The sequence below is a fragment of the Mycobacterium neglectum genome, assembly GCF_002591975.1.
Taxonomy (GTDB): Bacteria; Actinomycetota; Actinomycetes; order Mycobacteriales; family Mycobacteriaceae; genus Mycobacterium; species Mycobacterium neglectum.
In genome coordinates, this window is record NZ_NVQE01000060.1 from 1 (window position 1) to 24,508 (window position 24,508).

The 24,508-nt window shown below is 64.3% G+C and carries 26 protein-coding genes; 17 read left to right on the forward strand and 9 right to left on the reverse strand.

The annotated features are described in order from the left end of the window. Positions 1–201: 201 nt before the first annotated feature. The 4 genes from CSQ99_RS28110 to CSQ99_RS28125 all read left to right on the forward strand — a co-directional run bounded on the left by CSQ99_RS28110 (position 202) and on the right by CSQ99_RS28125 (position 2,404). Entirely contained in the window at positions 202–459 is a 258-nt protein-coding gene (locus CSQ99_RS28110; protein WP_099042279.1) for a DUF3297 family protein, read from the forward strand. 183 nt (positions 460–642) lie between these two features. Further along, a complete protein-coding gene (locus CSQ99_RS28115) occupies positions 643–1,290 on the forward strand; it encodes a TetR/AcrR family transcriptional regulator (protein WP_099042280.1) in 648 nt (215 codons plus the stop codon). A 544-nt stretch (positions 1,291–1,834) separates the two neighbouring features. Continuing rightward, entirely contained in the window at positions 1,835–2,089 is a 255-nt protein-coding gene (locus tag CSQ99_RS28120; RefSeq protein WP_245909135.1) for an excalibur calcium-binding domain-containing protein, read from the forward strand. Positions 2,090–2,167: 78 nt separating this feature from the next. Continuing rightward, positions 2,168–2,404 carry a hypothetical protein gene (locus CSQ99_RS28125; RefSeq protein ID WP_099042281.1) on the forward strand — a complete coding sequence of 79 codons (237 nt, stop codon included), beginning with the start codon at positions 2,168–2,170 and terminating at the stop codon, positions 2,402–2,404. 38 nt (positions 2,405–2,442) lie between these two features. Here CSQ99_RS28125 and CSQ99_RS31615 read toward each other — a convergent pair whose 3' ends face one another. Then, positions 2,443–2,757, reverse strand: coding sequence for a hypothetical protein (locus CSQ99_RS31615; RefSeq protein WP_245909136.1), 315 nt, complete (start codon positions 2,755–2,757; stop codon positions 2,443–2,445). Positions 2,758–3,309: 552 nt separating this feature from the next. Between CSQ99_RS31615 and CSQ99_RS28135 the strand changes: the two genes are divergently transcribed. The 3 genes from CSQ99_RS28135 to CSQ99_RS28145 all read left to right on the forward strand — a co-directional run bounded on the left by CSQ99_RS28135 (position 3,310) and on the right by CSQ99_RS28145 (position 6,763). Beyond that, complete coding sequence (locus CSQ99_RS28135; protein ID WP_099042283.1) at positions 3,310–3,852, forward strand: hypothetical protein; 543 nt, start codon at positions 3,310–3,312, stop codon at positions 3,850–3,852. Continuing rightward, positions 3,849–5,255 (forward strand): hypothetical protein, encoded by a 1,407-nt coding sequence (locus tag CSQ99_RS28140; RefSeq protein ID WP_099042284.1) that lies wholly within the window; start codon positions 3,849–3,851, stop codon positions 5,253–5,255. The genes CSQ99_RS28135 and CSQ99_RS28140 overlap by 4 nt, the downstream gene beginning before the upstream one ends. Positions 5,256–5,341: 86 nt before the next feature. Further along, positions 5,342–6,763, forward strand: a complete 1,422-nt coding sequence (locus tag CSQ99_RS28145; protein WP_099042285.1) for a DUF2252 domain-containing protein — start codon at positions 5,342–5,344, stop codon at positions 6,761–6,763. A gap of 23 nt (positions 6,764–6,786) precedes the next feature. On the opposite strand, the gene CSQ99_RS31945 is transcribed toward CSQ99_RS28145, so the two are convergent. Further along, positions 6,787–7,773, reverse strand: a complete 987-nt coding sequence (locus tag CSQ99_RS31945; protein ID WP_099042286.1) for a DUF742 domain-containing protein — start codon at positions 7,771–7,773, stop codon at positions 6,787–6,789. 100 nt (positions 7,774–7,873) lie between these two features. On the opposite strand from CSQ99_RS31945, the gene CSQ99_RS28155 reads away from it, so the two are divergent. The 4 genes from CSQ99_RS28155 (at position 7,874) to CSQ99_RS28170 (ending at position 11,614) form a co-directional block, all read left to right on the forward strand. Continuing rightward, positions 7,874–8,692, forward strand: coding sequence for a crotonase/enoyl-CoA hydratase family protein (locus tag CSQ99_RS28155; RefSeq protein WP_099042287.1), 819 nt, complete (start codon positions 7,874–7,876; stop codon positions 8,690–8,692). A 4-nt stretch (positions 8,693–8,696) separates the two neighbouring features. Next, on the forward strand, positions 8,697–9,497 hold the full coding sequence (locus CSQ99_RS28160) for a mycofactocin-coupled SDR family oxidoreductase (RefSeq protein WP_099042288.1): 801 nt from the start codon (positions 8,697–8,699) through the stop codon (positions 9,495–9,497). 238 nt (positions 9,498–9,735) lie between these two features. Further along, positions 9,736–10,662 carry a hypothetical protein gene (locus CSQ99_RS28165; RefSeq protein ID WP_099042302.1) on the forward strand — a complete coding sequence of 309 codons (927 nt, stop codon included), beginning with the start codon at positions 9,736–9,738 and terminating at the stop codon, positions 10,660–10,662. Further along, entirely contained in the window at positions 10,655–11,614 is a 960-nt protein-coding gene (locus CSQ99_RS28170) for a hypothetical protein (RefSeq protein ID WP_099042289.1), read from the forward strand. The genes CSQ99_RS28165 and CSQ99_RS28170 overlap by 8 nt, the downstream gene beginning before the upstream one ends. A 23-nt stretch (positions 11,615–11,637) precedes the next feature. Here the strand turns inward: CSQ99_RS28170 and CSQ99_RS28175 are convergent, their stop codons facing one another. The 3 genes from CSQ99_RS28175 to CSQ99_RS28185 form a co-directional block, all read right to left on the reverse strand. Beyond that, on the reverse strand, positions 11,638–12,633 hold the full coding sequence (locus CSQ99_RS28175; protein ID WP_176561258.1) for a glycoside hydrolase family 6 protein: 996 nt from the start codon (positions 12,631–12,633) through the stop codon (positions 11,638–11,640). 48 nt (positions 12,634–12,681) lie between these two features. Further along, positions 12,682–13,179, reverse strand: a complete 498-nt coding sequence (rnhA, locus tag CSQ99_RS28180) for a ribonuclease HI (RefSeq protein WP_099042290.1) — start codon at positions 13,177–13,179, stop codon at positions 12,682–12,684. A gap of 64 nt (positions 13,180–13,243) precedes the next feature. Beyond that, positions 13,244–14,158: an SPFH domain-containing protein gene (locus CSQ99_RS28185; RefSeq protein WP_099042291.1), complete on the reverse strand. Its 915-nt coding sequence runs from the start codon at positions 14,156–14,158 to the stop codon at positions 13,244–13,246. A gap of 134 nt (positions 14,159–14,292) precedes the next feature. Between CSQ99_RS28185 and CSQ99_RS28190 the strand changes: the two genes are divergently transcribed. After that, on the forward strand, positions 14,293–14,559 hold the full coding sequence (locus CSQ99_RS28190; RefSeq protein ID WP_099042292.1) for a YdeI/OmpD-associated family protein: 267 nt from the start codon (positions 14,293–14,295) through the stop codon (positions 14,557–14,559). 31 nt (positions 14,560–14,590) lie between these two features. Here CSQ99_RS28190 and CSQ99_RS28195 read toward each other — a convergent pair whose 3' ends face one another. Beyond that, positions 14,591–15,808 carry an NAD(P)/FAD-dependent oxidoreductase gene (locus CSQ99_RS28195; protein ID WP_099042304.1) on the reverse strand — a complete coding sequence of 406 codons (1,218 nt, stop codon included), beginning with the start codon at positions 15,806–15,808 and terminating at the stop codon, positions 14,591–14,593. A gap of 504 nt (positions 15,809–16,312) precedes the next feature. Between CSQ99_RS28195 and CSQ99_RS28200 the strand changes: the two genes are divergently transcribed. Further along, positions 16,313–17,740 (forward strand): hypothetical protein, encoded by a 1,428-nt coding sequence (locus tag CSQ99_RS28200; protein WP_099042293.1) that lies wholly within the window; start codon positions 16,313–16,315, stop codon positions 17,738–17,740. Here CSQ99_RS28200 and CSQ99_RS28205 read toward each other — a convergent pair. After that, positions 17,737–18,654, reverse strand: a complete 918-nt coding sequence (locus CSQ99_RS28205) for an NAD(P)H-dependent flavin oxidoreductase (RefSeq protein ID WP_099042294.1) — start codon at positions 18,652–18,654, stop codon at positions 17,737–17,739. The two genes, CSQ99_RS28200 and CSQ99_RS28205, sit on opposite strands and share 4 nt — an antisense overlap. Positions 18,655–18,728: 74 nt before the next feature. Between CSQ99_RS28205 and CSQ99_RS28210 the strand changes: the two genes are divergently transcribed. Together CSQ99_RS28210 and CSQ99_RS28215 are read left to right on the forward strand one after the other, a co-directional pair. Continuing rightward, positions 18,729–19,760: an aromatic ring-hydroxylating dioxygenase subunit alpha gene (locus tag CSQ99_RS28210; RefSeq protein WP_099042295.1), complete on the forward strand. Its 1,032-nt coding sequence runs from the start codon at positions 18,729–18,731 to the stop codon at positions 19,758–19,760. Beyond that, positions 19,757–20,845, forward strand: a complete 1,089-nt coding sequence (locus CSQ99_RS28215; protein WP_099042296.1) for an NAD(P)H-dependent amine dehydrogenase family protein — start codon at positions 19,757–19,759, stop codon at positions 20,843–20,845. Before CSQ99_RS28210 ends, CSQ99_RS28215 begins: the two co-directional genes overlap by 4 nt. A 6-nt stretch (positions 20,846–20,851) precedes the next feature. Here the strand turns inward: CSQ99_RS28215 and CSQ99_RS28220 are convergent, their stop codons facing one another. Continuing rightward, positions 20,852–22,069: a cytochrome P450 gene (locus CSQ99_RS28220; protein WP_099042297.1), complete on the reverse strand. Its 1,218-nt coding sequence runs from the start codon at positions 22,067–22,069 to the stop codon at positions 20,852–20,854. Positions 22,070–22,231: 162 nt separating this feature from the next. Here CSQ99_RS28220 and CSQ99_RS28225 point away from each other — a divergent pair, with 162 nt between their 5' ends. Beyond that, on the forward strand, positions 22,232–22,804 hold the full coding sequence (locus CSQ99_RS28225; protein ID WP_099042298.1) for a TetR/AcrR family transcriptional regulator: 573 nt from the start codon (positions 22,232–22,234) through the stop codon (positions 22,802–22,804). Then, entirely contained in the window at positions 22,801–23,427 is a 627-nt protein-coding gene (locus tag CSQ99_RS28230; protein WP_099042299.1) for a TetR/AcrR family transcriptional regulator, read from the forward strand. Before CSQ99_RS28225 ends, CSQ99_RS28230 begins: the two co-directional genes overlap by 4 nt. 7 nt (positions 23,428–23,434) lie before the next feature. Here CSQ99_RS28230 and CSQ99_RS28235 read toward each other — a convergent pair whose 3' ends face one another. Next, positions 23,435–24,331: a DMT family transporter gene (locus tag CSQ99_RS28235; RefSeq protein WP_099042300.1), complete on the reverse strand. Its 897-nt coding sequence runs from the start codon at positions 24,329–24,331 to the stop codon at positions 23,435–23,437. Between the last annotated feature and the right edge of the window lie 177 nt (positions 24,332–24,508).

Genomic DNA, 24,508 nt, shown 5'->3' on the forward strand with positions numbered 1-24,508 from the left:
CACTGCGATCAGCCCTCGAACGCGAGACCGCCGAATCTGTCGTACCCGAAGTGCACAATGATCAAGTGAGCGCAGCCTGATGCTCACCGGACCGCCACCGAAGTTCCACGGAACTCGGGACATCCTCGGCGCTACTAGAGAGTCGCGTAGGTTCTTAGAGAATCAGAAGGACCCTCACGCCGCACTCGAACGAAAGCCATCATGTCCGAGGATCAGAACACAGACGTTCCACCGAATCACCTCTCCATCGATCCACGCAGCGCCTTCTATAGCGAAGAGGTGCTCCGCCGGGACGTGGGTATTCGCTTTAACGGCGTCGAGAAAACCAATGTTCACGAATACAACGTGACCGAGGGTTGGGTGCGTGTGGAAGTCCCTACCGCGAAGGATCGCCGCGGAAATCCTATGGTGGTCAAGCTCAGCGGCACGGTTGAACCGTACTTTCGCCTAGAAAAGTAGCGGGCGCCCTAAGTCACTGGCGCGGCTCGACCGGTCTTGGCCGTCAGCCCGTGGCTCTAGTGGCGCCGTCGGCTGGTCCTTCTCCCGACGCAGGTGGGCCGCCACACGCTGTGCGCGCTTTTCGGCGCCTATGCTGTTCCTGTACTCTAAAAGTAAGTAGGCAATTACTTATATTGGAGTGTCATGGCTGAGTCTTCGCGGGATCGCATCCTCGCCGAGTCCCTGCGCTTGTTCGGTGAGCAGGGGTATGCAGGCACTTCGATCGCCCAGATCGAGCAGGCCGCAGGCCTGTCACCCGGCTCGGGCGCGCTCTACCGTCACTTCAAGTCCAAAGACGAGCTTCTCGTGCAGGCCTTGCAAGCCCGTGTCCTGGACCGCGGGCAGTGGGCGCAGTTCCTCGCACCCGATTTCTCGGTGCTCGCGATGCTGGATCTTGTCGCACCCGACAGCGACATCGTCGACCGGCTGATGGTGTTGTGCAGGATCGGTCTGCAAAGGCTCGATCACGACCGCGACGTGACCCGAATTCTGTTGCGTGACAACACGGCACCGCAGGATGTGCTGGAGGTGGTGCGGCGCGACGAGCACTTGGTGGTGCTGTCGGTACTGACGCGGGGGTTAGCCGAACTCGCCGGCCCGGACCGGGGCAACGAAGACTGGGACGCTCTGGCAGTCGTCCTGCAAGCCGCGTTGGCGCATTACTGGTTGGTGAGAGACGTCTTCGGAGGCGAACACCCGTCCACCATCGATCCCGACCGGTACCTGCGGGCGATCGCCGAGATGGTCGCTGCACGCCTGAAAGTTCCTGCCACAGAAGCAATCCGAACGTAGGGCATTTCGATCTCCGCTTACGCCTACAGACGCGAAGGGTTGAGCCTCCCAGCGTGATCCGATGAGGTTCGGTGGCGGCCACAGCGCGTTCCTGCTGCTCCCGTAATTCCTCTCTCATCCAATCGATTCCATGAGTCCAGTTCCCTGGGTTGGGTTGGTGCCGTCACAGGCGATCGGAGGTTGGGAGACCACCAGTCACGCTCACCGCCCGTTGGTGGCTAGAACCGCGTCCAGGATTTCCTGCGTCAACAGGGTTGACGCACCCGTGACACTGTGCTCCAATGTGCCTGTAAGTAAGTGGTTACTTATCTAGGAGGAACGCAATGTTTGGATCGTCGCGAAATCGAATCCCCGTATCCACCTGGTTGCGGGTCAGCGTGACTACAGCCGCCCTGGCTGCGACTGCTGTTTTGTCGTCCGGGTGCGTACCAGTCATGGCCGCAGGAGTGATTTACATCCCTTAGTGAGCAGCCTGCTCGCTCGGGACGCATGCGTTCTTCGTACGCGGTCCGCGAAGTAGGCGATCTCGAAGCTCGCGGTGCGCATGGACTACTTCAACACCCACGACTACTTCAGGAGAAACAAAATGATTCGTACCGTTGGGAGAGGGCTGGTCTTGGTCACGCTCGTGTCCGCCGGCGCATCATCTATCGCCACCGCACCTATCGCCAACGCGCAGCAGCCCTACCGAAACTGCTCGGAAGCAAGGGCCAACGGCGACACCAACATTCCGTACGGTTCGCCGTATTACGGACCGCACTTGGATCGCGACAACGACGGCATCGGCTGTGAATCGTGATTGAAATAGAGCCACCCAGGTGGCCCCAGCGACATGCCCAGCACCCCTTGACATAAATGACGGAAGGCAGGGCTTGACATGTTGAGACGATTGCTGATCGGCGGGGCCGCCGCGGCCTCGATCATCGTTGGCGGCGGCATGGCTATGGGTGCCGCTTCGGCCGACCCTGCCGTGTGTGGAGTGCCGGGGATGCCACCGTGTGCGCCGTCGCTGAGTCCCGAGCAGCAGTGTGCTTTGGTCGCGTGGCGCACCTGGACGCCGTGCAACTGGGTAGGTATGCAGGTTCCGATCGGTACACCGGGCAGCGTCGGCTGATGACGCGACAGAAGACTCCGCGTAGCTCTCGTCGTTGACTACTCGGGGAAGCCCAGACTCCAGCCGCGGTAGGTGGAGTTTTCGTCCCCCACACTCGGAGTGGGCAGGATTTGGATGTTGCTCCCGTCGCCGTATCCCGGTGAGAGCCCCTGGACCCCGCCGGACACGTAGGTCCCGTCCCCGCGGGCGATGTCGATATGGGCGCCGACGAATCCTCGGCTGAAAACAAGTGCCCCACGCGGGGGGTTCTTGTCGGTGTGGATCTTCCCTTGCTCGAGCAGTGTTTGGTACATGGTTTCGGCAGCGCCGTCCCAACCGTATTGATCCTGCGGCACGCCGAATGCGTAGGCCACCAGAGCTTCACATCCGTAGATGCCGAATTGATCTGTCCCGAGAAGGCTTTCGGCCTTGGCGATAGCGGCGTCGGCTCCACGGATGGTCGGCCGTGGCTCAGCTGGTGCATTCGCTGCGAACAGGAGTGCCGCGGCTAGGCAAGCGACTGTAAGAAGCAGACATTTTCGAACGTTCAACTCGTGGCTCCGGTTCTCGGCCTGCATGGTGGCGTTTGGTCGGCCGGGTCAGTCAACTGCTGGTCAGATCGAGCACGGCTGTCTCGCGAACGTGCCTGCAAGCACATTAAGCGTTTCTTCAAGTGTTGTTCGGTCGGCCGTCGTCCGGCTTGGAGCTCCGGTCGTGGCTGATGGTGGAATCATGCCCCTTCCTGCGCCGAGTAAACGCGATCAGCAAAGTCGATCGCATTCGAGGGCCAGGAATTTCGCTGGCTGCTCGCGACTTGCTCGAACAGCGATTGCAGCTCCGAATTTCCGTCGGTACCGGCGCTGTCGTGATGCGAGACTTACTTGGTGCACCTCGTACCGCCACAAGCCGTTCTGGGAGATCTACCGATGCGGGACTTCGTGGTCTCGCCTGGCTTTGCCGGCGTAGCGGCATTGCTGGCAGCGGTCATCGCAGCATGTGCTGTGCTCTACGCGTCGCGACGCGCCCGTCTGCGATTTGAGCAGCAGCGCGAGCAGCAGGAACGCCGCCAAGATCAGGCTCGTAATGATGCGGAAAACGCACTCGCGTGGGAGCGGTGGCAGTGGGTGGTCGATACCGCAGGCATAGAGCCCGCCGCGAGCGAGGGTGCCACCCTGGGTCTTGGACCTGCAGTGACCCTGGAGTTGTTGGGAGGGCTGCTCCGTGATGCCGAGCGACTCGGCGACGAGACGCTCGCAAAGGCTGTGGCGGTGTACCAGGAGCAACTCTTACTGGTGCTGGCACAGCAGGCCGGTCCTGTTTCCGACCTCGCGGGGGCTGCGGCGGGGCGCCCGCCGGAGGGGAAGCACGACAAGAATCCGGCCGCAGCGACCCCGACGGCTGAAACATCTTCGACTGAAACATTTTCCGCCACGGTGACGGAGGGCAGTGGAGGGCGGCGACGCCGATGACGACGACTCGCCAACACATTGAGGACCTCGACGTCGACAGGTGGGCGACGTTGACACGACGCACGGCGGCGGACTCGGTCGCCGCAGCGAAGCGGTTGGGGATAGAACCACGGGCCGAATCGGTCGCGTTGGCACAGATGAGTGAACGCGAACTCGTCCAACACCGTGAACGCAACGGGCCGCCCGTGCCACGACGGTCGCTGGCGATGCAACTCGTCGAGGCTGACCATCTGCGCCGGCTGGCCGAGGAGCGTGAGCGTAAAGCGCACCAGGGCAGGCTCGACGCTGAGGCGGCGGCCTCGCTGGCTCGAGCTGAGGCCGAGGAAGCGGCACACGTTGCCGCGGCGGCGGGTGAGCGGGTCCGTGCGGTGGAGGCCGAGTCCGCACGCAAAGACGCTGAACGGACAGCGGAGCGGGCCGCTGATCAGCAGGCGGTGCAGCAGGCGCAAGCAGAAATCGAACGGGTTCGCGCTGCCGCGGCGGCTGAGGTGGCGTCGGCCGAGGAGAAGGTTCGGGCCGCGGAGGCGCGTGCCCTCGAGAGGAACACCGAGCGGACAAACGAGCGCGCTGCCGCGGAGAAGTCCGTCCAACAACTACACATCGAGATCGAGCGGGTCCGCGCTGATGCGACGACTGAGGTGGCGGCGGCCGAGGAGAAGGTTCGGGCCGCAGAGGCACGTGCTGTCGAGAGGAGCACGGAACGGACAACAGAGCGGGCGACGGGGGAGCAGGCCCTACAGCGGGTACGCCGTGAACTGGAAAAGGTGCGCTCGGACTCAGCTGCCGAGGTCGCAGCGGCGCTTGGGCAGGCCAGCGGTGATGTGGCTGCCGCGCGCGAAGCCGCCGAAGCCGAGGTGACGGCCGCGCGGGAAGCCGCGGAGGCCGAGGTGACGGCCGCGCGGGAAGCCGCAGACGCCGAGGTCGCCCGCTGGGAGGCGCACGCCCGGGACATGGAGCGATGGGCACGAGCAGAAGTGTCGACCCAACAGTTGACGATTCCCGTCCCGCCGGCGGAGGTGCGTGTCCGAATGGGTTCCGTCGAGAGCACGATCGACACGCTCTATCAGATCGATCACGTGATGGAGGTTGTCCTGGCCGAGGACGGGGAGTCGCAGTTTGTGCCCGATCTCGAATACACGCGCAACCTCATATTGAAAGTGCAGGAGCAGGCCAGGGATCTGACTCACGAATTGGCCAATCTGTCCGCGCGGTACTCCGACCAACCTCAGGCGGAGGCCGCCGCAGGCTATGCCGTGGCTGCGGGTGACGCCTATCGCGCGCTACTGCAGCGCATAGACGCCGCTGTCCCGCGGCTGGGAAGGCGCTTCCACAGTCCAGATGCCGAGATCATCGAGGCGGTAACCGCCATGCTCGCTGACCTTCGGGCGCAAGGTCTCTACTAGGTTTGCACCCCCGCTTCGCGGCGGTGCGTCTTCGGCGCGCGCCGAACGATCTTGCGGATTCCCACCGAACGGGGTATCTAGCCGATATGGATGGCATCGCAGCTGCCGGCGTGCACACCGTTCTCGCCGATGCCGACGGCACTGCGTATCGCTCCTTGCGACAGCGACCGGTAACACGAGCCGAGCGGTATGCCCTTGGCAAGAGTCTGCGCAAGCGGGTCCCGCGAAAGTCGCTGGCCGAATGGACCGCGCCTGCTGACCGCCCCGACCCCGTGGAACTCGTCAACGTCAGTCATCAGGGCAGGGTCGACCGGCTGATCCCGATTCGGGTCGGCCGCATGGTCGACTCGCCGTACGGATTTCTGCGAGGAACCGCGGTGGTGATGGCCGAGGACGTCGCGCATCTGCCTGCAACGGGAATCACACCGGTCGTGTGCGGCGACTCGCACTTCGGCAACTTCGGGTTCTACGCATCTCCCGAGCTGGATCTGGTGATCGACCTCAACGATTTCGACGAGGCCCACCCCGGCGGCTGGGAGTGGGACCTGCGGCGGTTGGCCGCGAGCATCTGGGTCGCCGGGCGCCACAACGGGACGTCAGAAGATCACTGCGGCAACGCGGTCCGATCTTGTGTGGCCTCATATCGTCTCGAATTGCGGCGGCTCGCCGACCTGCCATTGTTCACAAGGTCTTTCGTCCGGCTCGATGTCGACAGACTGGCGGCTGAGACGGCGGGCCCGCTCAGCGAACAGGTCGTGCGGTCGGCGGAGCGAGCGCGTCACCGCACCGGCGACCGGGCGCTGCCGCGCTTCACCCACGAGGTGGATGGCGAGCGCAAGATCGTCGAGGAGCCACCCCTCATCACCCGGCTGCCTCCGAGTGAAGCGGAGTTACTGGCGGAGGCACTCGACGACTATCTCGAAACTCTGCCCTCGTACTGGCGACGTGTCCTCGGTGGCTACACGCTGGTCGACGTTGCACACAAGGTCGTCGGCGTGGGCAGCGTCGGCCTGCGTGCCTACGTCGCGCTGCTGGAAGGTTCATCGGAATCCGACGTGGTTTTCCTACAGCTCAAGCAAGCTCGCCGATCGGTGCTTGCGCGTTACGTGCACGGTGAATCGGCATGGCACGCGCACCAGGGTCAGCGGGTCGTGGAATACCAACAGTCACTGCAGACGGTGAGCGACCCGTTGCTGGGGTGGACCACTATGGACGGTCGGCAGTACTACGTGCGGCAGTTCCGGAACATGAAGGGACGCATACCTTTAGACGCAATAGATGCGGCAGCACTTGCTGACTACGCCGGAGTGGTGGGTCAGCTCCTCGCCAAGGGGCACGCCAGGACAAGCGGCGCCTCGATGATCGCCGGTTACATGGGCAGCTCCGACCGGGTCGACAAGGCGTTGTGCACGTTCGCGCGGCGTTACGCCGATCAGACCGAGGCCGACCACGCCGCCTTGGTCCGTGCCGTCGACCGTGGATTGCTGCCCGTCGAGCGCGGGATTTAGACAAGGTGCTGCGAGCCCCACCCTCAGAGTGCTCGTAAGCCGCGCAGCGTCCGTGTCAGTAGTTCACGTCGTTCGTCGATGGTCATCGAGTCGCCGGGGGCGGCGTGCACCCGCAGATAACCCTGTGTCACCAGGTCGCCGACCAGGAAGCGCGTCGCACCGAGTGGCAAGGACAGCTGTGCGGCGATCTCTGCCACCGAGCGGCTGCGCACGCAACACCTCACGACTTGGCCGCGCACATCATTCTTCGGCCAGGGTGGCGGCTTGGCTGTGGTGTTGACCGCTTGGACCGCAGCCTCGAGCGGCAGTTCGACACCAGAGTCGGTACGGCCTGCCGTCAGCGTGTAAGGCCGGACCAGGCTCGGCTTGTCCGCGGTTTCCGGTTCGGTCAACCAGTCGCGGATCGGTCCGTCCTCGCCCTCCGACTGCTGATGCGCGCCTGCGTGTTTCCCAGGGACATGTGGCGAACGGTGTGACTGGTTGTAGTCCTGCAGGAACCACAGGGTCTGGTCGGCGTGCACCGATGCCCGCAGCTCGCTGGAGACGACCTTGAGTACGGTGCGGTCGGTGTCGATGACGAATGTGGTCCGTCTAACCGGCAGCAGCCTGGCCAGCAGGCCGCGGCGGCGAGCGTGTCCGCCACGTCGGGTCGCATCCCGAGCGACAACGGATTCACGCAGCTTGGCGAGCTTGCCTCGGCGCACCCCGAACAGCTCGGACACCACGCCGTCCGCGTCGGAAAGCAGCGGATAGTCGAACGCGCGCTGTTGGGCGAAGTGGGCTTGTTTGTCGACGGTGTCGGTGCTGATGCCAACCCGGTGGGCGCCCACCGCGGCGAACTCACTGCTCAGATCGCGAAAGTGACACGCCTGAGCTGTGCACATCGGGGAGGACGCCAGCGGGAAGAAGAACAGCACCACCGGCCCTTCGGAAAGGAGCCCAGACAGTGTCCGAGGCCGACCGGTGTGATCCAACAGGGTGAAGTCAGGCGCCGTCTCGCCCGCAATCATCGGCAAAGACTAACGCGGGGAGGTTCGCGTAACGCAGGACTCGAACAATTCGGTCAACGCCGCACGATGACCAGCGCGACGTCGCGGTAAGTTGCGACGCGTGAGCGAAGACAGAGTTCGTGTGCAGGTCGATGCAAGTGGTGTGGCGACGGTGACGATGGTGCGCGCCGATAAACACAATGCGCTCGACGAAGCCATGTTCTTGGCGTTGATGAATGCCGCAGATCAGCTGGCAGGTGACTCCTCGGTGCGCGCGGTTGTATTGCATGGCGAGGGCAAGAGCTTCTGCTCCGGCCTGGATGTCGCCAGCTTCATGGCGGGCAGCGGCGGCACGGGCGTCCTGCTGACCCGAGAGGGCGGCCGGGCGGCCAACTTCGCACAGCGGGTGACCTACGACTGGTCACTGGTGCCTGCGCCGGTGATCGCCGCGATTCACGGCAACTGTTTCGGCGGCGGCCTGCAGATCGCGCTGGGCGCCGACATCCGGATCGCCGCGCCGGACGCGAAGCTCTCGATCATGGAAATCAAGTGGGGCCTCGTTCCCGATATGGGCATCACTCAGACGCTGCCGCGACTGATACCCCTCGACGTGGCGAAGGAGCTGACGTTCAGCGGCCGCATCGTTTCTGGGAGCGATGCTTTGGAGCTTGGGCTGGTTACTCGCACCGTTGACGATCCGCTCGCCTCCGCGCTGGCACTCGCGGACGAGATCGCGCAGAGATCTCCGGATGCGGTGCAGGCCGCCAAGCGCCTCTACAACGCAACCTGGGCCAGCGACGACGCCGCAGGGGCCTTGGCGCTGGAATCCGAACTGCAAGAGAGAATCATCGGCAAGCCCAATCAGATCGCCGCTGTTATGGCCGGGATGTCCGGAGAGAAGCCGGTTTTCGCCGACCCGGGTACCGAGACGGCGAGCTGACGGCATGGGTGCCCTGGATGGCCGAGTCGCGCTCATTACCGGAGGTGCCCGTGGTCAGGGGCGCGCGCATGCCTTAGCGCTGGCCGCCGAAGGGGCGAACATCGTGATCGCCGACGCGCCAAGGCCGATGAACCTGACCTATCCGCTCGGCACCGAAAATGACCTTCGTGATACGGCCAAGCTCGTCGAGGAACTCGGCGCCGTCTGCCTTCCGATTGCGATGGACGTGCGTGATCCCGCCGCGGTGAGTGCCGCCGTCGACGAAACCGTAAGCAGCTTAGGAAGTCTCGACATCGTGGTGGCGAACGCCGGAGTCGTGAGTACCGGACCGCTGGAAGCGGTCACCGATGAGATCTGGCACCAGCTGATGGACACGAATCTGACGGGTACGTTTCACACCTTGCGGGCTGTGGTACCGGTGATGCGACGGCAGCGTTTCGGGCGGATCGTCGTGACCTCGTCAATGGGCGGACGAATGGGCATCCCCGAGCTGGCTGCATATAACGCCACCAAGTGGGGGGTCATCGGGCTGGCGAAATCCTTGGCCCTGGAGGTCGCCAAAGAGGACATCACCGTCAACGTGATCTGCCCGACGACGGTGCACACGCCGATGGTGCAACCCGTCGGTGCCGACGATGTTCCCGACGAATTGGTCCAGCGGATGATGAGGGCAAACCCGATACCTCAGCCGTGGATTGAACCCGAAGACGTCAGCCGCGGGCTCCTGTATCTGGTCACAGATCCGGGCGTCGTCACCGGCAGCGTCCTCGAGATCGGTCTCGGCGGCAGCGCGCGGATTCACTGATGGCCTCGGGCCATCTCCTCGGCCCGCGGTGTCTGGCATACCGGCGCCCTCTTCGGCGCGAACTTTCGCGATTCGACCGGTTCATCACTAAAACCCAAGGGAGAGTGAATCGATACGACTAGCGTGAGTGCATTGGAGGTCGTCTCCGCCCTCCCTCGAAAGGTGATTGGTCGGGAGAGTGCGATTGGACGCCGAACAGTCCGCCGTGCTGACGCGGCATCGACGCGACCGCGCGGTGATGGCGGTGGTCTTTCTGCTGTTGTTCGCCTTCTCCTACAGCGAGGATTATGTCTTCGCGATCCTGGAAGCGGCCGGTCGCGACGATGTCGCGGGTTGGTTCGTGGGGCTGGTCGGTTTCGATGTGGCCGTGCTGACTCTGATCGGTCTGTTGAAGCGCGCGATCGCCCGCGCGGACGGCGACTCACCGCGGCTGTGGCGGTGGTGGTGGACCGCGTTCGCCGCCGTCATTTCTATCGACGTGTTGCTGGTTATTCTGCCCGAGGAGCATCCACTGTGGATCGACCTCGTGTCGTCGGCTGCCTTGGCGATCGTCATGGGGCTGCTAATGATGGTGTCGCTCAACGGCGATCCGCTCACACTCGTCAGCGCGGCGAGACGCGCCCAGAGGCCGACCGATTGGGTGCGCGTACGCGCCGTGGTTCCCCTCGCAATCGGGACATTCGCGTGCTACATCGCCTCGACCGCGTTCGACGACTTCTTCGATCTGGACACCGTGCGCGACCTCGATCCCGAAATGGCGGCCGAAGTCGCCGCGATGCCGTTGGCCGAGCAGCTCGGAGCGATCGCGACCCTGTGTGAGGGCGCCGTCAGTCCCGCGTTCTTCCAGCAGGTCGTCGCCGTCATCCCACTGCTATTGCTCACTTTGGGCGTGGAGTTCAACTTCTTCCGGCGGGCCCTCGACGAACCCGCGCAGCGCGCGGCCGCGGCGGCGACTGTTGCGTTGATGGCAATCGGGCTGCTGCTGGCGGTGTCGACGCTGCCATGGGCCGGCAGCGGCTGTGGGGGCGTGCTCGGCTACTGGCACGAGTATCTGACCTTCGTCGTGGCGGTCCAGGGTATCGCCACGGGGCTGGCAACGCTGCTGTGGCTGCTTGTGGTCAGCGTTCCCGATCAACGCATTCCCGCGGAGGCCAATAGTGACTGAACCTGCATTGCGCCAGCGCGGCAACCGCGCGGTGTTCGGGGTGGTCTTCCTGATGGTGTTCGCGTTCTCCTACAGCGAGCAGGTTGTGTCGGGGCTGTTCCCCGTCGTCAGCGGCGGTGGGCAGACCATGTGGGGGATCGCGGTGGTCGTCGTTGACACCGGGGTATTGGCGTCGGTTGGACTGATGAAGCGCGTCATCACCAAAGCCGACGGTGACGCGCCGCGATTGTGGGGCTGGTGGTGGGCGGGCGTCGTCGTTCTTCTCGGCGTCGACGTAATCCGCCTTCTGCCCTGGCATTCGATTCAGCTCGACTTGCTGACCGCGACGGTGTACGCCGCTGCCATGGGTTGGACGACGGCGGCGTCGCTGAACTCCGATCCGCTCGCACTGTTCAGCACCGCACGCCGGGTGGCACTTCCCACGGACTGGCAACGGGTGCGCGCGATCGTCCCGTTGGTGCTTGGCACCTACCTCTGTTACCTCGCTGCAAGCGCTTTCGTCGACTACTTCGACGTCAACACCATGCGGACGCTCGACGCGGCGACCGCAGAGCTGATCGCAGAGATGGATATACCGGAGCAGATGGCGGTGCTTTCTCAACTGTGCGAGGGAGCGATCAGCCCCGCGTTCTTCCAGCAGATCGTCGGGGTGCTGCCGGTTCTCCTACTGACCCTCGGCATCGAGTTCAACTACTTCCGCCGGACGCTGACCGATGCCGGCCAGCGTGCCGCCACGGCAGCCACGGTGACGGTGATGGCGGTCGGTCTCGTCGGAGCACTGTCGACGCTGCCGTGGGATGGCCGCGGCTGTGACGACGTGTTGTCCAGCTGGCACGAGTATCTGGCCTTCTTGTTCGCGGTGCAGGGGATCTTCACCGGATTGGCCACTCTCGTGTGGCTGCTGGTTTCCAGCACGCCCGACGTCGCCGTCGATGAGTCAGCGGTGACGTGATCGGCGTTGTGCGGCAGAAGTATTCAGCCCCGGTTACTCGCCAGATCGATGACGTACTGATTCACGAATGTGCCCGCAGGTGGGTCACCTTTGTCGCAGGTTCCGTCGGATTCACCGGGCCGCTTGATCCACAGGTAGGCGTCGGCGTGCGGGCCCGCAGTAGCGGTGGTTGGCGCGACACCTAGTGCGCGCCCGCTCGGGTTGCACCAGTGCAGCGGTGAGTCGGGTGCGGCCCCGTTGCCGTTGCGCGACGTGTCGATCACGTAGTTCTTGCCGTTCGTCAACCCCGAAATCGCCTCGCCATAACCGATTTCCTCCTCGGTGGTGAAGAAATTCGCGACGTTGAGGCTGAAACCGCGGGCATGCTCGACACCCGCCTGGTTGAGCCTGGACGCCATCTCCTCTGGGCTGTGCCAACGCAGGTGACCCGCGTCGACATACACCGCCGCCGCCGGATTGCGCGTCAGCGAGTCGACCGCGTAGCGAATCAAGTCGAAGCGTTCTTGGCGTTGATCGCCGGACAGGCAATCGGCCATGGCGAGCGCATCTGGCTCGAGGACGATCGCCACCCGCGAACCGCCGATGCCCGCAGCGATGCCGTCGATCCACCCGCGGTAGGCGTCGCCGGATGACATGCCACCTGCCGCGAAGCTCCCGCAGTCGCGATGGGGGATTCCGTAGATCGACAGCACGGGAATAGTGCCGGCAGCGGCCGCGTCAGCGGTGTACTTCCCGACCGTGGATGCCGACGAACCCGGGACGAGCCAATACGCCTGCGGCGTGTCGGCGACGGCTCGCAACTCGGCGCTCGGCGGATCAGCGCTGTTCGCCGCGCGCATGGCCGCCGAGTTGGGATTGACGTAGAACGGCGCTCCGACCAGCGGGTTCGCTTCGCTGGCCAGCTGCACCGCCGGTGTCGAACCGACCGGGGTGGCGACAAGACCGATGGCGGCGACGGCTGCAACCGTCAGGAAAGGGGCGAACAACCGTGCGGCTGCGGTAGCAGCGGAGGACATCACGCGAGGAAAATTAGCGTGTCACGGCAGCGAGCGCCAATCTCCGGCCGGTCACGGCGCAATTGGTGCGGGGTGAACCAGTCCGCCGACCACGCTTGCCGCGATCGCGTCTTCCATACCCCGAGTGGCCAGGACGTCGGCCAGTTCGTTGTCGGCGACACCCGCGTGCCCCTTCACCCAGAACCATTCGACCTGATGCTGCACGCAGGCCGCCTGGAGCCGTTGCCAGAGGTCGACGTTCTTCACCGGCTGCCTCGCCGCGGTCATCCAGCCGTTGCGTTCCCAGCCGAGCACCCACTTCGTGATGCCATTGCGGACATAGGTGCTGTCGGTGTAGAGGTGCACGACCACCGGACGGGTCAGCGCCTCGAGCGCCATGATCGGCGCCGTCAGCTCCATTCGGTTGTTGCTCGTCACGGCGGGCTCGCCACCGCACATCTCGCGAACGTGCTGACGGTGTCGCAGCACCGCCCCCCAGCCGCCGGGGCCGGGGTTGGGCCGGCACCCGCCGTCGGTGTGGATGACCACTGGGTCGTCGGGGTCCACCATGCGCCGAGGATAAGCACTCTGCCCAACGATCGGCCGCGCGACTCGCGAGGCCAGTTTCAACTCGTCAGCCGGCTTGTGGGACAACGTAGGTCGGCTGCCACGGGTTGAGCCCCTGCTGGATCGCTTCGGCGCGCAGGTAATCCTCGACCGTCGGGTAGCCCTTCACCTCCGCGGCCCGCTTCAGCGCCTCCTGCTCGGCTACCTTCGTCTCGGCAACCGCGGCAGCCAGATCCGCCTCTGCCTTTGCCTTTTTTGCGTTGGCCTCGGCGACACCCTGCGCCTGCGTCGCCTGCGCGTTCTGAATCGCGGCCTGCTCGCGTTCGATGGCCGCCTTGAGCTCCGGATTGACCGGCGTCGGCTTGAGAACCGTCACCTGAAAGTTGGTGAAGAAGTCCACACCGTTGGTACGCGCCTTGCTGGCGTTGGGCAGCGATGTGAGAAGGGCGTTCCGGAATTCAGCACGCGCCTGTTCGTCGTTCCAGATCTGCTGCCACGTATATTTCTGCGCCACACCATTGAGCGTGTCCTGCAACGGCTGTCCGATCACGTAGTTCAGCAGTTCGACCCACCCTTGGCTGACGGTGCCGTCGTCGTTGAGCCAACCGTTGTATTTGGTTCCGAAGTCCCGATGAAACTGCTTGAGCTTTTCGCAGTCCGACGTCAGATCGAACGTCACCACCACCGGGACGTTCATGTCCGCGGGCGCTTTGGCGTTGGACACCACGACATAGGGTCCGCGCTCGGAGCCGACATCGCCCGTTGCATCCCAGGAGATCTGGCGGGCCGGATAGCGGTACACGTGGTTGGTGATCTCGTTCTGGGAATTCTCGGGTTCAATACACCCTTTCACCGTGGGATCGGTGGGGATCATCCAGTAGCCGTCGACGACGACCGCCTGCTCCCCAGCTCCTACACTGGCGTACGAGCAACCAGACAGCAGGGCCATGGAGATTCCAAGGGCCACAGCGAGTTTCTTCATGGCGTTTGCCTTTCGTTCACGGCTCTTGGTCCGGCGGCGGTACCGGCGCTCGCAGTACTTCCGTATAAGACCTGTCCGCGAACTGTACTGGGCGTGATCATGATGTCTCCGCCTGATTTCGATATCGTCAACGTATGAGTAGCCAGCGGGTGCCCGGCGGGGTGGTGCACAAGCTGCCCGCAGACCTGCGTCAGGCTCTGATCGCCAACGACACCGCGCTTGCCGCGTGGAAGGACATCACGCCGCTGGCGCGCAACGAGTTCATCTGCTGGGTCGAGGATGCCAAGCAGGAGACGACGCGGGATCGTCGCATTCGCCGTACGCAGGAGGAACTGGAAGAGGGTCAGCGCAGGCCGTGCTGCTGGCCGGGGTGCAAGCACCGCGAGCGCACCGGGAAGTAGCGAGTCGTCAATCGCCTTCGGCGGCGGGCCGTCAATCGCCGTACGTGGGTGCGGCCTGCAACTCCGGGGCGGCCGCGGCGAGCAAGGCGCTGCGGTCACCCGTCAGTGGGGGATAGATGCGTTCACCGTTGATCACCTGTTTGGTCGCCTTGGCTTCCGCGCCGGTACTGACGACTCGGCGGTCCCAGCCCTCGGTGTAGACCGCTCCGGCCGGACCGAGATCGAGAACGGTGACATACCAAGGGATTCGCAGCGACAGCATGGGAGCGTCCAGCAGGTCGCTGATCACGTTGTAGCCCGCGTACCGGCCCATCGGCCGACCGTGCTGACAGGACATCACCGACATGTGCTCGTCGTCCATGCGCGCCACGGCCACATCGCCTGCGGCGAATACCCCGGTGACACCCTCGACCCTCAGGTAATCATCGACCGGCAGTCGGCCCAAGCGATCGCACGGCACGCCGAACTGTGCCGTCAACGGGTTCGCCCGCATGCCGGCGCACCACACCACCGTCGCCGCCGGCACAACGTCGCCGGACGAGAGCGTGACGCTTCGCGCGTCGACGGCGGTGACTCTCACCCCGGTCAGGATTTCGACGTGGTTGGCGGCCAACGCGTCCTCGATGACCGGACGGGCCGACTCGCCCATGTCCGAGCCGACATGCGGGTTGTGATCGACGAGGATCACCCGCGGTGTGGTCTCGGGCCCCAGCGCTTCGGAGAGCATCCCCGGAAGCTCACTGGCGGTCTCGATGCCGGTGAGTCCGGCGCCCACCACCACCGCCGTAGATCTCGCGGGTTCTGCTGCGCGGTCGGACAGGGCACGGATATGTGCCTGCAGCCTCGTCGCGCCGTGATAGGTGTCGACGTCGAAACCGAACTCGGCCAGGCCGGGAAGGTCCGGTTTGGCCACTCTGCTGCCCAGCGCGACGACGAGGCGGTCGTAGCTCAACTTCGCGCCGTCCGCAGTCTGCACGGTTGTCTGCGTCGGGTCCATTGCGGTCACATCGGCGGTGATATGCCCGATACCGGCCGGATCAAGCAAGTCCTGCAACGGGATTCGGCATGGGCTCAGATCGGCCTCGTAGTTGCGGACCCGAATGTCGTGGAACGGTACCGAGCTGACAACGGTGATGTCGACGGCTCCCGGCGCGACACCGAGCTCGTCTAATCGCCGTGCCGCGCCGAGGGCGGCCCACAGCCCGGCGAACCCGGCCCCGAGAATGAGAACGCGGGAGGTCGATGGCACCGCACCATCGTCACGCCCGATCGATGAACTGACAAGTGGATAGTTTGCTCGATGCATTCATTCTGAGCGTGGTCATTGGCGCAGGCAGCAGTGCAAATTCGAACGATCTTGATTGTTGCCCCGCATTCGCACGTTGACACGGCCGCTGCTGAAACCGAACACCCCCTAAATTGCGCAAAACCGGACACGAACGACGCGCGCAATGTGCCGGCTTTCTGCGCGTCTTCGAGCGGGGGGACAAGCGGGGCCTCGACAGCTGCCGATCATCTGGTGTGAGGGAATAACCGCTGATGGCGGGCCTGAGGCGGCGGGACGGCCTACTTGGATTGCGCGACGGCGGGGGCGGTGGCCGCGCCGGTGGCGGGGGCGACGGCCCCGCTGGCGGCGGGCGCCGGCGTGACGCCGGGCGTGGTCAGCCGATTTTGGCCGAGCTTCTGGGGTCATGATTTCTAGTGGATAACGGCAGGTCTGTGCGACAATATCCTGCGGAATCAGCAGATCGTTTTGCTGAAGGAGGAGATCATCGTCACCACTCAACTGCGCAACGCAGCGGGTGTTTGCGCGCTCTCGATCGGTCTCCTCGTTTGCAGCAGTGCTGGGGCGATCGCTGTCGCCGACGCTGAAACCGGTGGTGTCTCTGACTCGCCCGGTGGCGACACCACGACTGCTGACCGCACTACCACCACGTCCACGTCCGACGGTCCCACCAACACTGTGGATACCAAGCGCGACGACGAAGAGACCGGTGATGACGGCGATGACGGCACTGTCACGGTCACGCAAGGGACCACCTCGGGTACGACCAATCTGCAGTCGTTGGTCCCCACGGTGGGAACGGAGATCAACACCTCCGATGAGGGAGATGGCCTCACCGACGTCACCGCATTGGATCTGGACGGGGCCGAGGTTGGCACCACGCTGACTTCGACAGTGGCGGAAATGCCGTCCGTGCCAACGTCTTCTACCTTCTCCTTTGAATTCACCTCCCCTTCGGGGTCGAATGAAACGTCCCCTTCAGGGTCGAACAAAACCCCGGCCGCGGAGACCACCCCTGCCGGGCACGGGAGCGGCGGCGCGCCGGTGTCCAAAGCCGACAAGAGCTGGGATGCCGAACCGACGGCGATCAATGAGGCTGGGCAGATCACAAGCGTGGTGGTGACGCGGGTCTCGAATGCCTTTGCCTCGTTTGCGCAGGGGCTTGGACAAGCCGTAGACACGCTCGCGCAGCTGCCCTACTCGGAGACCCCGATCACCGATCTCATCCAGTCGGTCGTGGTGATGGTCGGCGGCGTGTGGGGAGCCGTCGTCGAGGTCGCGCACGTGCCGGGGGATCTAGCCGCCTTGTTCGGCGTCAGTCGGGACGGCGTGCATCCGCCACTGATCGGTGTCGGCGGCACCGTCAGCGCGCCGCGCACACCCGTTGACCTTCCGTTCCTCGCCCCCAACTCGCAGCCGACGCACGGGCTCGTCCCCACGCTGGAACCGCCGCTGTCGGGCAGCCAGGTCCAGCCGTCGAACGTCGGAGGCGCCGCCGCGAGCGGGTTGAAGACCGATTTGACGCTCTCCGGTCTGGCGCCGGTACCTTCGGGCATCACCCCCGCGACGAAGTCCTTCCTGGACCACGTGGTCAGGTCCGTGCTTGCGCCTGCGTCGCTGACGGCGCTCGCCGCCATTGCCGTGCCGGGTGTCGCGGGCCTGCTGATCGTGTGTGCGGCGGGGATCAGGGTCGGTTACCGCCAGGCCAAGGCAGGGCTGGCACTGCGGGTTTCGGGGATCGCGCGGTTCGCCGGTTCGGGTCCGATGGGAGTCGTTCGCTCGGGTGGACTGATCGCCCTGCATACGCGCACTCCGCGACTCGGCAAACCACACGCTTCGCGCGCCATCGGCGCGAAGACAGCGAACGCGCCTCACCTCCTCGAGAGCGTGGCCTAGCCGGCGCGCGATCGCGCGGCGTCCAACACCCCTTCGATCTCGACCCACGTCTGGCGGACGATGTCGGCCACCGGAAGAAGATCGGCGATACGCGACGAGACCTGTCCGGTATTGGCGACGCTGGCTTCCATATCGCCGCCGAAGTAGAGCTCGGTGACCTTGCCGAGCAGCTTCGCATCCGGATCGTGCTCGGCGACGCGTGCCGCCAGGCCCGTGCGGAGTACGCGCATGGTCGGATTTCCTGGAATGTCGAGTAGCACGGTGCCGGCGTCGTTGGCCGCGACGATCGCATCCTTGAAGTTCATGTGCACCAACGATTCCCGGCTGGCCAACATCCGCGTTCCCATTTGAACGCCTTCTGCGCCGAGTACCAGTGATGCCGCGGCTGACTGCGCGTCGCACATCCCGCCCGCCGCGATGATCGGCACATCGACGTGGCCGGCGACGAGTGGAAGCAGCACCATGGTCGACGCCCCCAGCGCCGATTTGAAGCCGCCGCCCTCGATACCCTCGACCACTAACGCATCGACTCCTGCGTCGACCGCCTTGAGAGCGGCCCGCAACGATCCGACGACGTGCACCACCGTCATGCCTGAGTCATGCAGCCTCGCGGTGAACAAGGCTGGATCGCCCGCGGACGTGAACACGTGCCGCACACCGGTCGCGGCCAGCGTGTCGACGATCGACGGGTCGCCCTTCCAGCCCTGGATCATCAGGTTGGCCGCCACCGGCCGGTCCGTCATGTCACGCACCCGCTGCAGATCGGCACGGCCCTCAGGGGTCAGGGTCTCGATCATGCCCAAGCCGCCGGCCTCTGAGACGGCCGCAGCCAACTCCGCGCGGGCGATATAGGTCATCGGCGCCTGAACCACGGGATAGTCGACGCCGAGAAGGGTCTGAACTCGATTGGGCACGGCCCATTAAACCGCGCTGCATGCGCGTAAAGACCCCTGTCGCATTTTTACATTGAGTCCTTTATCATTTTGGAATGGCCAAGCCACCCCTGTCGATGAAGCCGACCGGTTGGTTCCAAGTCGCCTGGTCTGACGAGATCAAGATCGGCGACGTTCACCGGATGACGTACTTCGGCACCGAGATGATCGCCTGGCGCGCCGAGTCCGGTCAGCTCACCGTCATGGACGCGTACTGTGAGCACCTCGGTGCGCACCTCGGCCACGGTGGTCACGTCGAGGGCGAGGTCATCCAGTGCCCATTTCACGGCTGGCAGTGGAATCAAGAGGGCCGCAACGTCTGCATTCCCTACGAGGACCGGCCGAACCGAGGGCGTCGCATTCGTACCTACTCGACCGTGGAGCGCAACGAGGCGGTCTACATCTGGCACGATGTCGAGCGGCGCGACCCGTTCTTCGACGCACCCGACGTTTTCGCGAGTTTCAACGACGGCAGCAGCGCCGAGGACTACTACCCACAGCAGCGACTGTATCGCGAAGCCTTGGAGATGCATCCGCAGTACGTCATCGAAAATGGCGTCGACTTCGCGCATTTCAAGTTCGTTCACCAGACTCCGATCGTGCCCATCTTCACCCGGCACGACTTCGACGAACCTGTGTCATATGTTGATTTCACGATCACGTTCGAAGGTGACGATCAGCAGAGCATCGAAGACATTGACAGCAGGGTCGAGGCGATCAACGGCGGAATCGGCATTGCGGTGACGAAAAGCTTTGGGATGGTGGATAATAGAACGATCTCTGCCATTACACCCGTTGATGACAGCACGTCTGATGTCCGCTTCATGGTGTACATCGGCCGTCGGCGGACGCGGAATCCGGAGCGCGCCGAGATGAAGGCCCGTGAATTCGGACACGAAGTCATCCGGCAGTTCGCCCAAGATATCGATATCTGGAGATACCAGCGCTATTCCGATCCACCTGCGCTGGCCAGTTCAGAGCAGCAGGGCTTTACTGCTCTCCGTAACTGGGCCAGGCAGTTCTATCCCGACGGTATCGGCGGCAGCGCCGCCGAAGTCTACGCAGCACAGAAGGGCCGATCCGAATGAAACCAAATCGCAAGCCGATCCGCGTGTTTCAGGTAGCGACGGGCAATGTCGGCAGCGAAATGATCAAGCGGATCGCCCGCCGGCCCGATCTCGAACTGATCGGAGTGCATTGCTACTCGCCGGAAAAGGTCGGTAAGGACGCCGGGGAGCTGGCCGGGCTGGCGGCCAACGGGGTGACGGCGACCGGCTCGATCGAGGAGATCATCGCCGCCAAGCCCGACGTAGTCACCTTCCACGGTGTCTTCCCCGATGAGGACCTGTATGTGAAGGTCCTCGAGGCGGGAATCAACATCGTAACCACCGCGGATTGGATCACCGGCTGGCACCGTGACACCAACCATCCGCATCCGTCGGGTAAGCCTGTCTCGCAGCTTCTTTCCGAGGCGTGTGAGAAAGGTGGCTCGACGTTTTACGGCACCGGGATGAACCCCGGCCTCAACCAGATTCTGGGTGTGGTGTGCTCGGCTGACGTCGCCGAGATCGAGAACGTCACCACCATCGAGTCCGTCGACGTCTCGTGTCACCACTCCAAAGACACCTGGATCGAGGTCGGTTACGGCCTTCCCGTCGACGACCCGAGCATTCCGGGCAAGTTGGAGAAGTACACCCGTGTGTTCGCGGACAGCGTGCTCATGATGGCCGACTGTTTCGACCTGAAACTCGACGAGGTCAAGTTCAGCTACGAACTGGGTGCGTGCACCAAGGACGTCGATCTGGGCTGGTACGTGCTGCCGAAGGGTTCACTCGGCGGCAACTACATCAAGTATCAGGGCATCATCGACGGCGTGCCAAGGGTCGAGACGCACCTGGAGTGGCAGATGACGCCACACACGGATCCGAGTTGGGATATCAAGGGCTGCTACATCACTCAGATCAAGGGTGATCCCTGCGTGTACAACAAGCACATGATCTTCCCGAGGCCCGGTATCGACTTGTCGGATCCGGCGAACTTCGCATCGATCGGTATGACCGTGACCGGTATGCCGGCCCTGAGTGCGATCTCATCGGTCGTCGATGCGCCGCCAGGACTGGTGACGAGCGCCGACCTGCCGTTGCGCGGGTTCGCCGGCCGCTTCAAGTTGTGAGGCCTCTCAAGCCACGCTGAGTTCCAGCCGTTCGAGGCGCCGCACAAGCAGGCTGGGAAGCCACCGGACGGTGTCGGACGCCTCGATGTGCGATGTGCGTTTGAGCAACTCTGCGATGACGATTCGGGCTTCCAGGCGTGCAAGCGCGGCGCCGACACAGAAGTGGGCGCCCTTGCCGAAGGCGATATGTCCCTTGCCGCTGCGCCGGTCGAGACGGAAGTCGTTGGCATCGTCGAAGTGTGACGGATCGCGGTTGGCGGCGCCCCACAGCAGGACCAGGCGTGACCCTGCACTGAGGTCGACACCATGCAGCGTCGTATCACCGAACACGTGCCGGTAGTGCCCCCGGAAGGGCGGCTCGTAACGCAGCACCTCCTCGAGGAATGCGCCCAGCAGGTCCGGGTTTTCGCGTACCCGCTGCTGAATGTCGGGGCGAGTGGCGAGCACATATGCCGCGGATCCGATCAACGACGCGGTCGACTCGCCGCCGGCGCTGAACAAGGTGGCCATGATGTTGAGCGCGGTGAGGTCGGTCAACTCTCCCGCCTCGCGAGCCATCGCAAGGTCACCCAGCAGGTTGTCCTGCGGATCGGCGGCGGCTCGTTGGAAGTGCTCATTGATATAGCCGGCCAGTTCCGATAGAGCAACTTCGGCGGCGGCGAGCTCATCTTGATCGGCAAGGCCTTCAACCACTTTGGTGGCTGCGTACCCCAATCGCATCACCTGGTCGGCGTCCAGATCCGGCACGCCGATCAGGCGCGTGACGACAGTCATCGGCAGCGGGTTGGCCATCGCGGCCATCCATTCGATGCCGCCGCTCTGCACCCCTTCGCTCCAAAGGCGGTCTTCGGTCTCGGCAACAAGAGATTCCATTGCACGGATTCGTTTCCCGGCCAACTGGGGCACCAACAGCTTTCGGTGGGCGGCATGAGTAGGGTCGTCCGCCGTTGCCAGAGCTTGAGTGTCGCCGCCGAGTTCGCCCATGGGAAAGGAGCCGACCTGGCCGTCCCGATACGTCATCGTGGCGGTGAGGTTCGATGAGAAATCCTCCGGCCGGCCGACCACCTCATTGACGGCATCCCAGGTGCATATGGCGAAGAATTCCGAGTCGCCGATCCGGTGCACGGGTCCACCGGCGAGCATCCGGGCGTACAGGGGATAGGGATCTTGGATGAACTCGTCATCGAACAACGCGACCCCGAGCTGACCTTCTCGCTCCGTCATTTCTCAAGGCTGAACGGGTGTGCGCGCCGCGTCAACGGTCCTGCGTGAAGTTGAAACGCCAGGTCGCGGGGATTTGCAGTGGCTGTCTCACGCCATGGTCCGGACCAGCACAACCCGTGAGATACGCCCATGCTTTTGTCTCAACATGAGATCATCCGTTCTATGGCTCGCACGGACTGGCTGGTGGGCGACGACCGCCGAACCGCGGCCGCCGAGCGCATCTACGCCGCCGCCACCGAGATGATTGCCAGCGGGGGACTGGACTCGTTCGACGTCGATACGCTCGCATCGCGGGTGCACTGCTCGCGCGCGACGATCTACCGCCATGCCGGCGGCAAGAACGAGATTCGTGAGGCCGTTCTCATCCGTGTCGCCGCCCGGATCATCGACACGGTCCGCGAAGCCTCGGCTCATCTGGCGGGTTCGGAACGAATTGTCACCGCAATTCTGGTGGCACTGAAGGAGATCCGCTCTGACCCCGTGGGGCGGCTGATGATGTCCTCGGTGAAGGCTCAGGAGATCGCGTGGTTCACCGAATCTCCGGTTGTGGCGCGGTTCGCTCGTGATATCAATGGCCTTGCCGAGGACGACCCGCAGGCCGCGCAGTGGATCGTTCGGATCGTGCTGGCGTTGATGTACTGGCCCGTCAACGACACCGAGACCGAACGACAGATGGTGCAGCGCTTCGTCTCGCCGGCGTTCGCCTCTGCCGCCGTAACATCTGGACGACCATGACCTCCAACATCACGCCGCGTCGTCCCGCGAATGGCAAGCAGGTGCGCGCGGACCGTACGCGGGCGACGGTCATCGACGAGACCGTGCGCTGCGTCCTCGAGGAGGGGTTCGGCGCCGCGAGTGCCAAACACATCACCGAGCGTGCGGGTGTCACGTGGGGAGTGATCCAGTACCACTTCGGCGACCGCGACGGTCTGCTGATGGCCGTGGTCGATAGCGGCTTCAGCGAGCTACTGGCCAAGCTGCGCGAAATCGAGCCGAAACTGAGCTCACAAGAAGGACGCGCCAGGACCGAGCTGCTCGTCAATACAGTGGCAGAGGCCTTTCTGAGCCCGACATCGATTGCGGCACTGGAGATTCTGATCGCCACGCGGGCGAGTCGAGCGGATGTCGACCAACGCCATCTCTTGGATCTGTTCACGACTCTCACCGATCTCGGTCGTTACGTCGCCGAGGGACTCGAACCCGAGCGCGCGGATGCGGTCGGCAATCTCGTGTGGACCACGTTGATGGGAGCCATGGTGGCCACCATGGCCGTGCCCGCCCCCGTCGATGTCAGTCGTGAGTTGCGCGCGCTGACCGACGCGATCACCGCGTACGTCGACCAGGCGCGGCACGGCTAGCGGCGCCTCAGCGTGGAGCGGGCTGCGTCGGTTCCGTCGCCCCGCTTCTCGAGGCAGTGTCGTGCCGTCGGGTGGCGAACACGCAACCGATGACGATGAGGACCAGCGCGGCGACGTTCCACGGCGTCAGCGGCTCGTCCAGCACGATCACACCGGCCGCGAGGGCCACGGCGGGGTTGATGTAGGTGAAGACCAGCGCACGAGCCGCCCCGACCTCGCGGATCAGGGCGAAGAACACGAGAAACGCCAGCGCCGTGCATATGACAGCGAGGCCGGCGAGCGCCAAAAGCACTTGAGTAGAAGGCATTTCAGTAGGCCAGGTCGCGGCGGCGGGCGCCGCGTACACCAGGGCGGCGAAGGCAAGGCACACCGCGGTCATCGGGAGTGCCGGGACGTCGGTCAGGTGGCGCGCGGCGATCAGTGGTGCGATCGCATAACACGTCGCGACCAACAGCACCTCGATGATCGGCCAGGTGCTGCCGCCGATGTGCGGGCCGGCGAGCACCGCTACGCCCGCGATGCCGATGGCGAGGCCGAGGATCCGTTTGGCGCCCAGTCGCTCGCCGCCGGTGAGTCGATCCAGCACGGCGGCGATGATCGGCGCGGCGGCGATCAGAAGACCGGTCATCGAGCTGGTGAGATGACGTTCGGCGTCTGACAGCAACCACCACGCGGCGATGATCTCGAACAACGCGAAACCCGCCAACGCCTTCCAGTGGTTTCGCACGATCGTCACCGTCCGCCGTGACAGGGCCAGCGGAAGCAGTACCGCCGCGCCCACTGCGACCCGGGTGAACACCAATACCGGAACGGACACACCCTCGACAGCGATCTTGATCAGCAGGTAGGGGATGCCCCAGATGATGCTCATCGCGAGGAACAGGGTCCAGCCGCGCGAGCTCACGCAGCCACCCTACGTCGCGGATTCGGCGCGCATACCGACCGCGAGGGTTGTGTTCTGTTCGGGGACATCGCTGACGCCGGTATGTCTCGGGACATCGCTGACACCTGAGTAGGGCCTCGACCACGATGGTTCATGGCCCAGAAGGTGACGGCGATGGACATTCGGATGGCTGCGGCG

Bases quoted from the DNA above. Each gene is read 5' to 3' on its own strand.
- CSQ99_RS28110 (WP_099042279.1), top strand. From the start codon at position 202: ATGTCCGAGGATCAGAACACAGACGTTCCACCGAATCACCTCTCCATC.
- CSQ99_RS28230 (WP_099042299.1), top strand. From the start codon at position 22,801: ATGACCTCCAACATCACGCCGCGTCGTCCCGCGAATGGCAAGCAGGTG.
- CSQ99_RS28135 (WP_099042283.1), top strand. From the start codon at position 3,310: ATGCGGGACTTCGTGGTCTCGCCTGGCTTTGCCGGCGTAGCGGCATTG.
- CSQ99_RS31945 (WP_099042286.1), bottom strand. From the start codon at position 7,773: ATGATTGCGGGCGAGACGGCGCCTGACTTCACCCTGTTGGATCACACC.
- CSQ99_RS28215 (WP_099042296.1), top strand. From the start codon at position 19,757: ATGAAACCAAATCGCAAGCCGATCCGCGTGTTTCAGGTAGCGACGGGC.
- CSQ99_RS28210 (WP_099042295.1), top strand. From the start codon at position 18,729: ATGGCCAAGCCACCCCTGTCGATGAAGCCGACCGGTTGGTTCCAAGTC.
- CSQ99_RS28125 (WP_099042281.1), top strand. From the start codon at position 2,168: ATGTTGAGACGATTGCTGATCGGCGGGGCCGCCGCGGCCTCGATCATC.
- CSQ99_RS28225 (WP_099042298.1), top strand. From the start codon at position 22,232: ATGGCTCGCACGGACTGGCTGGTGGGCGACGACCGCCGAACCGCGGCC.
- rnhA (WP_099042290.1), bottom strand. From the start codon at position 13,179: ATGGTGGACCCCGACGACCCAGTGGTCATCCACACCGACGGCGGGTGC.
- CSQ99_RS28190 (WP_099042292.1), top strand. From the start codon at position 14,293: ATGAGTAGCCAGCGGGTGCCCGGCGGGGTGGTGCACAAGCTGCCCGCA.
- CSQ99_RS28220 (WP_099042297.1), bottom strand. From the start codon at position 22,069: ATGACGGAGCGAGAAGGTCAGCTCGGGGTCGCGTTGTTCGATGACGAG.
- CSQ99_RS28165 (WP_099042302.1), top strand. From the start codon at position 9,736: ATGGCGGTGGTCTTTCTGCTGTTGTTCGCCTTCTCCTACAGCGAGGAT.
- CSQ99_RS28120 (WP_245909135.1), top strand. From the start codon at position 1,835: ATGGACTACTTCAACACCCACGACTACTTCAGGAGAAACAAAATGATT.
- CSQ99_RS28185 (WP_099042291.1), bottom strand. From the start codon at position 14,158: ATGAAGAAACTCGCTGTGGCCCTTGGAATCTCCATGGCCCTGCTGTCT.
- CSQ99_RS28115 (WP_099042280.1), top strand. From the start codon at position 643: ATGGCTGAGTCTTCGCGGGATCGCATCCTCGCCGAGTCCCTGCGCTTG.
- CSQ99_RS28145 (WP_099042285.1), top strand. From the start codon at position 5,342: ATGGATGGCATCGCAGCTGCCGGCGTGCACACCGTTCTCGCCGATGCC.
- CSQ99_RS28140 (WP_099042284.1), top strand. From the start codon at position 3,849: ATGACGACGACTCGCCAACACATTGAGGACCTCGACGTCGACAGGTGG.
- CSQ99_RS28160 (WP_099042288.1), top strand. From the start codon at position 8,697: ATGGGTGCCCTGGATGGCCGAGTCGCGCTCATTACCGGAGGTGCCCGT.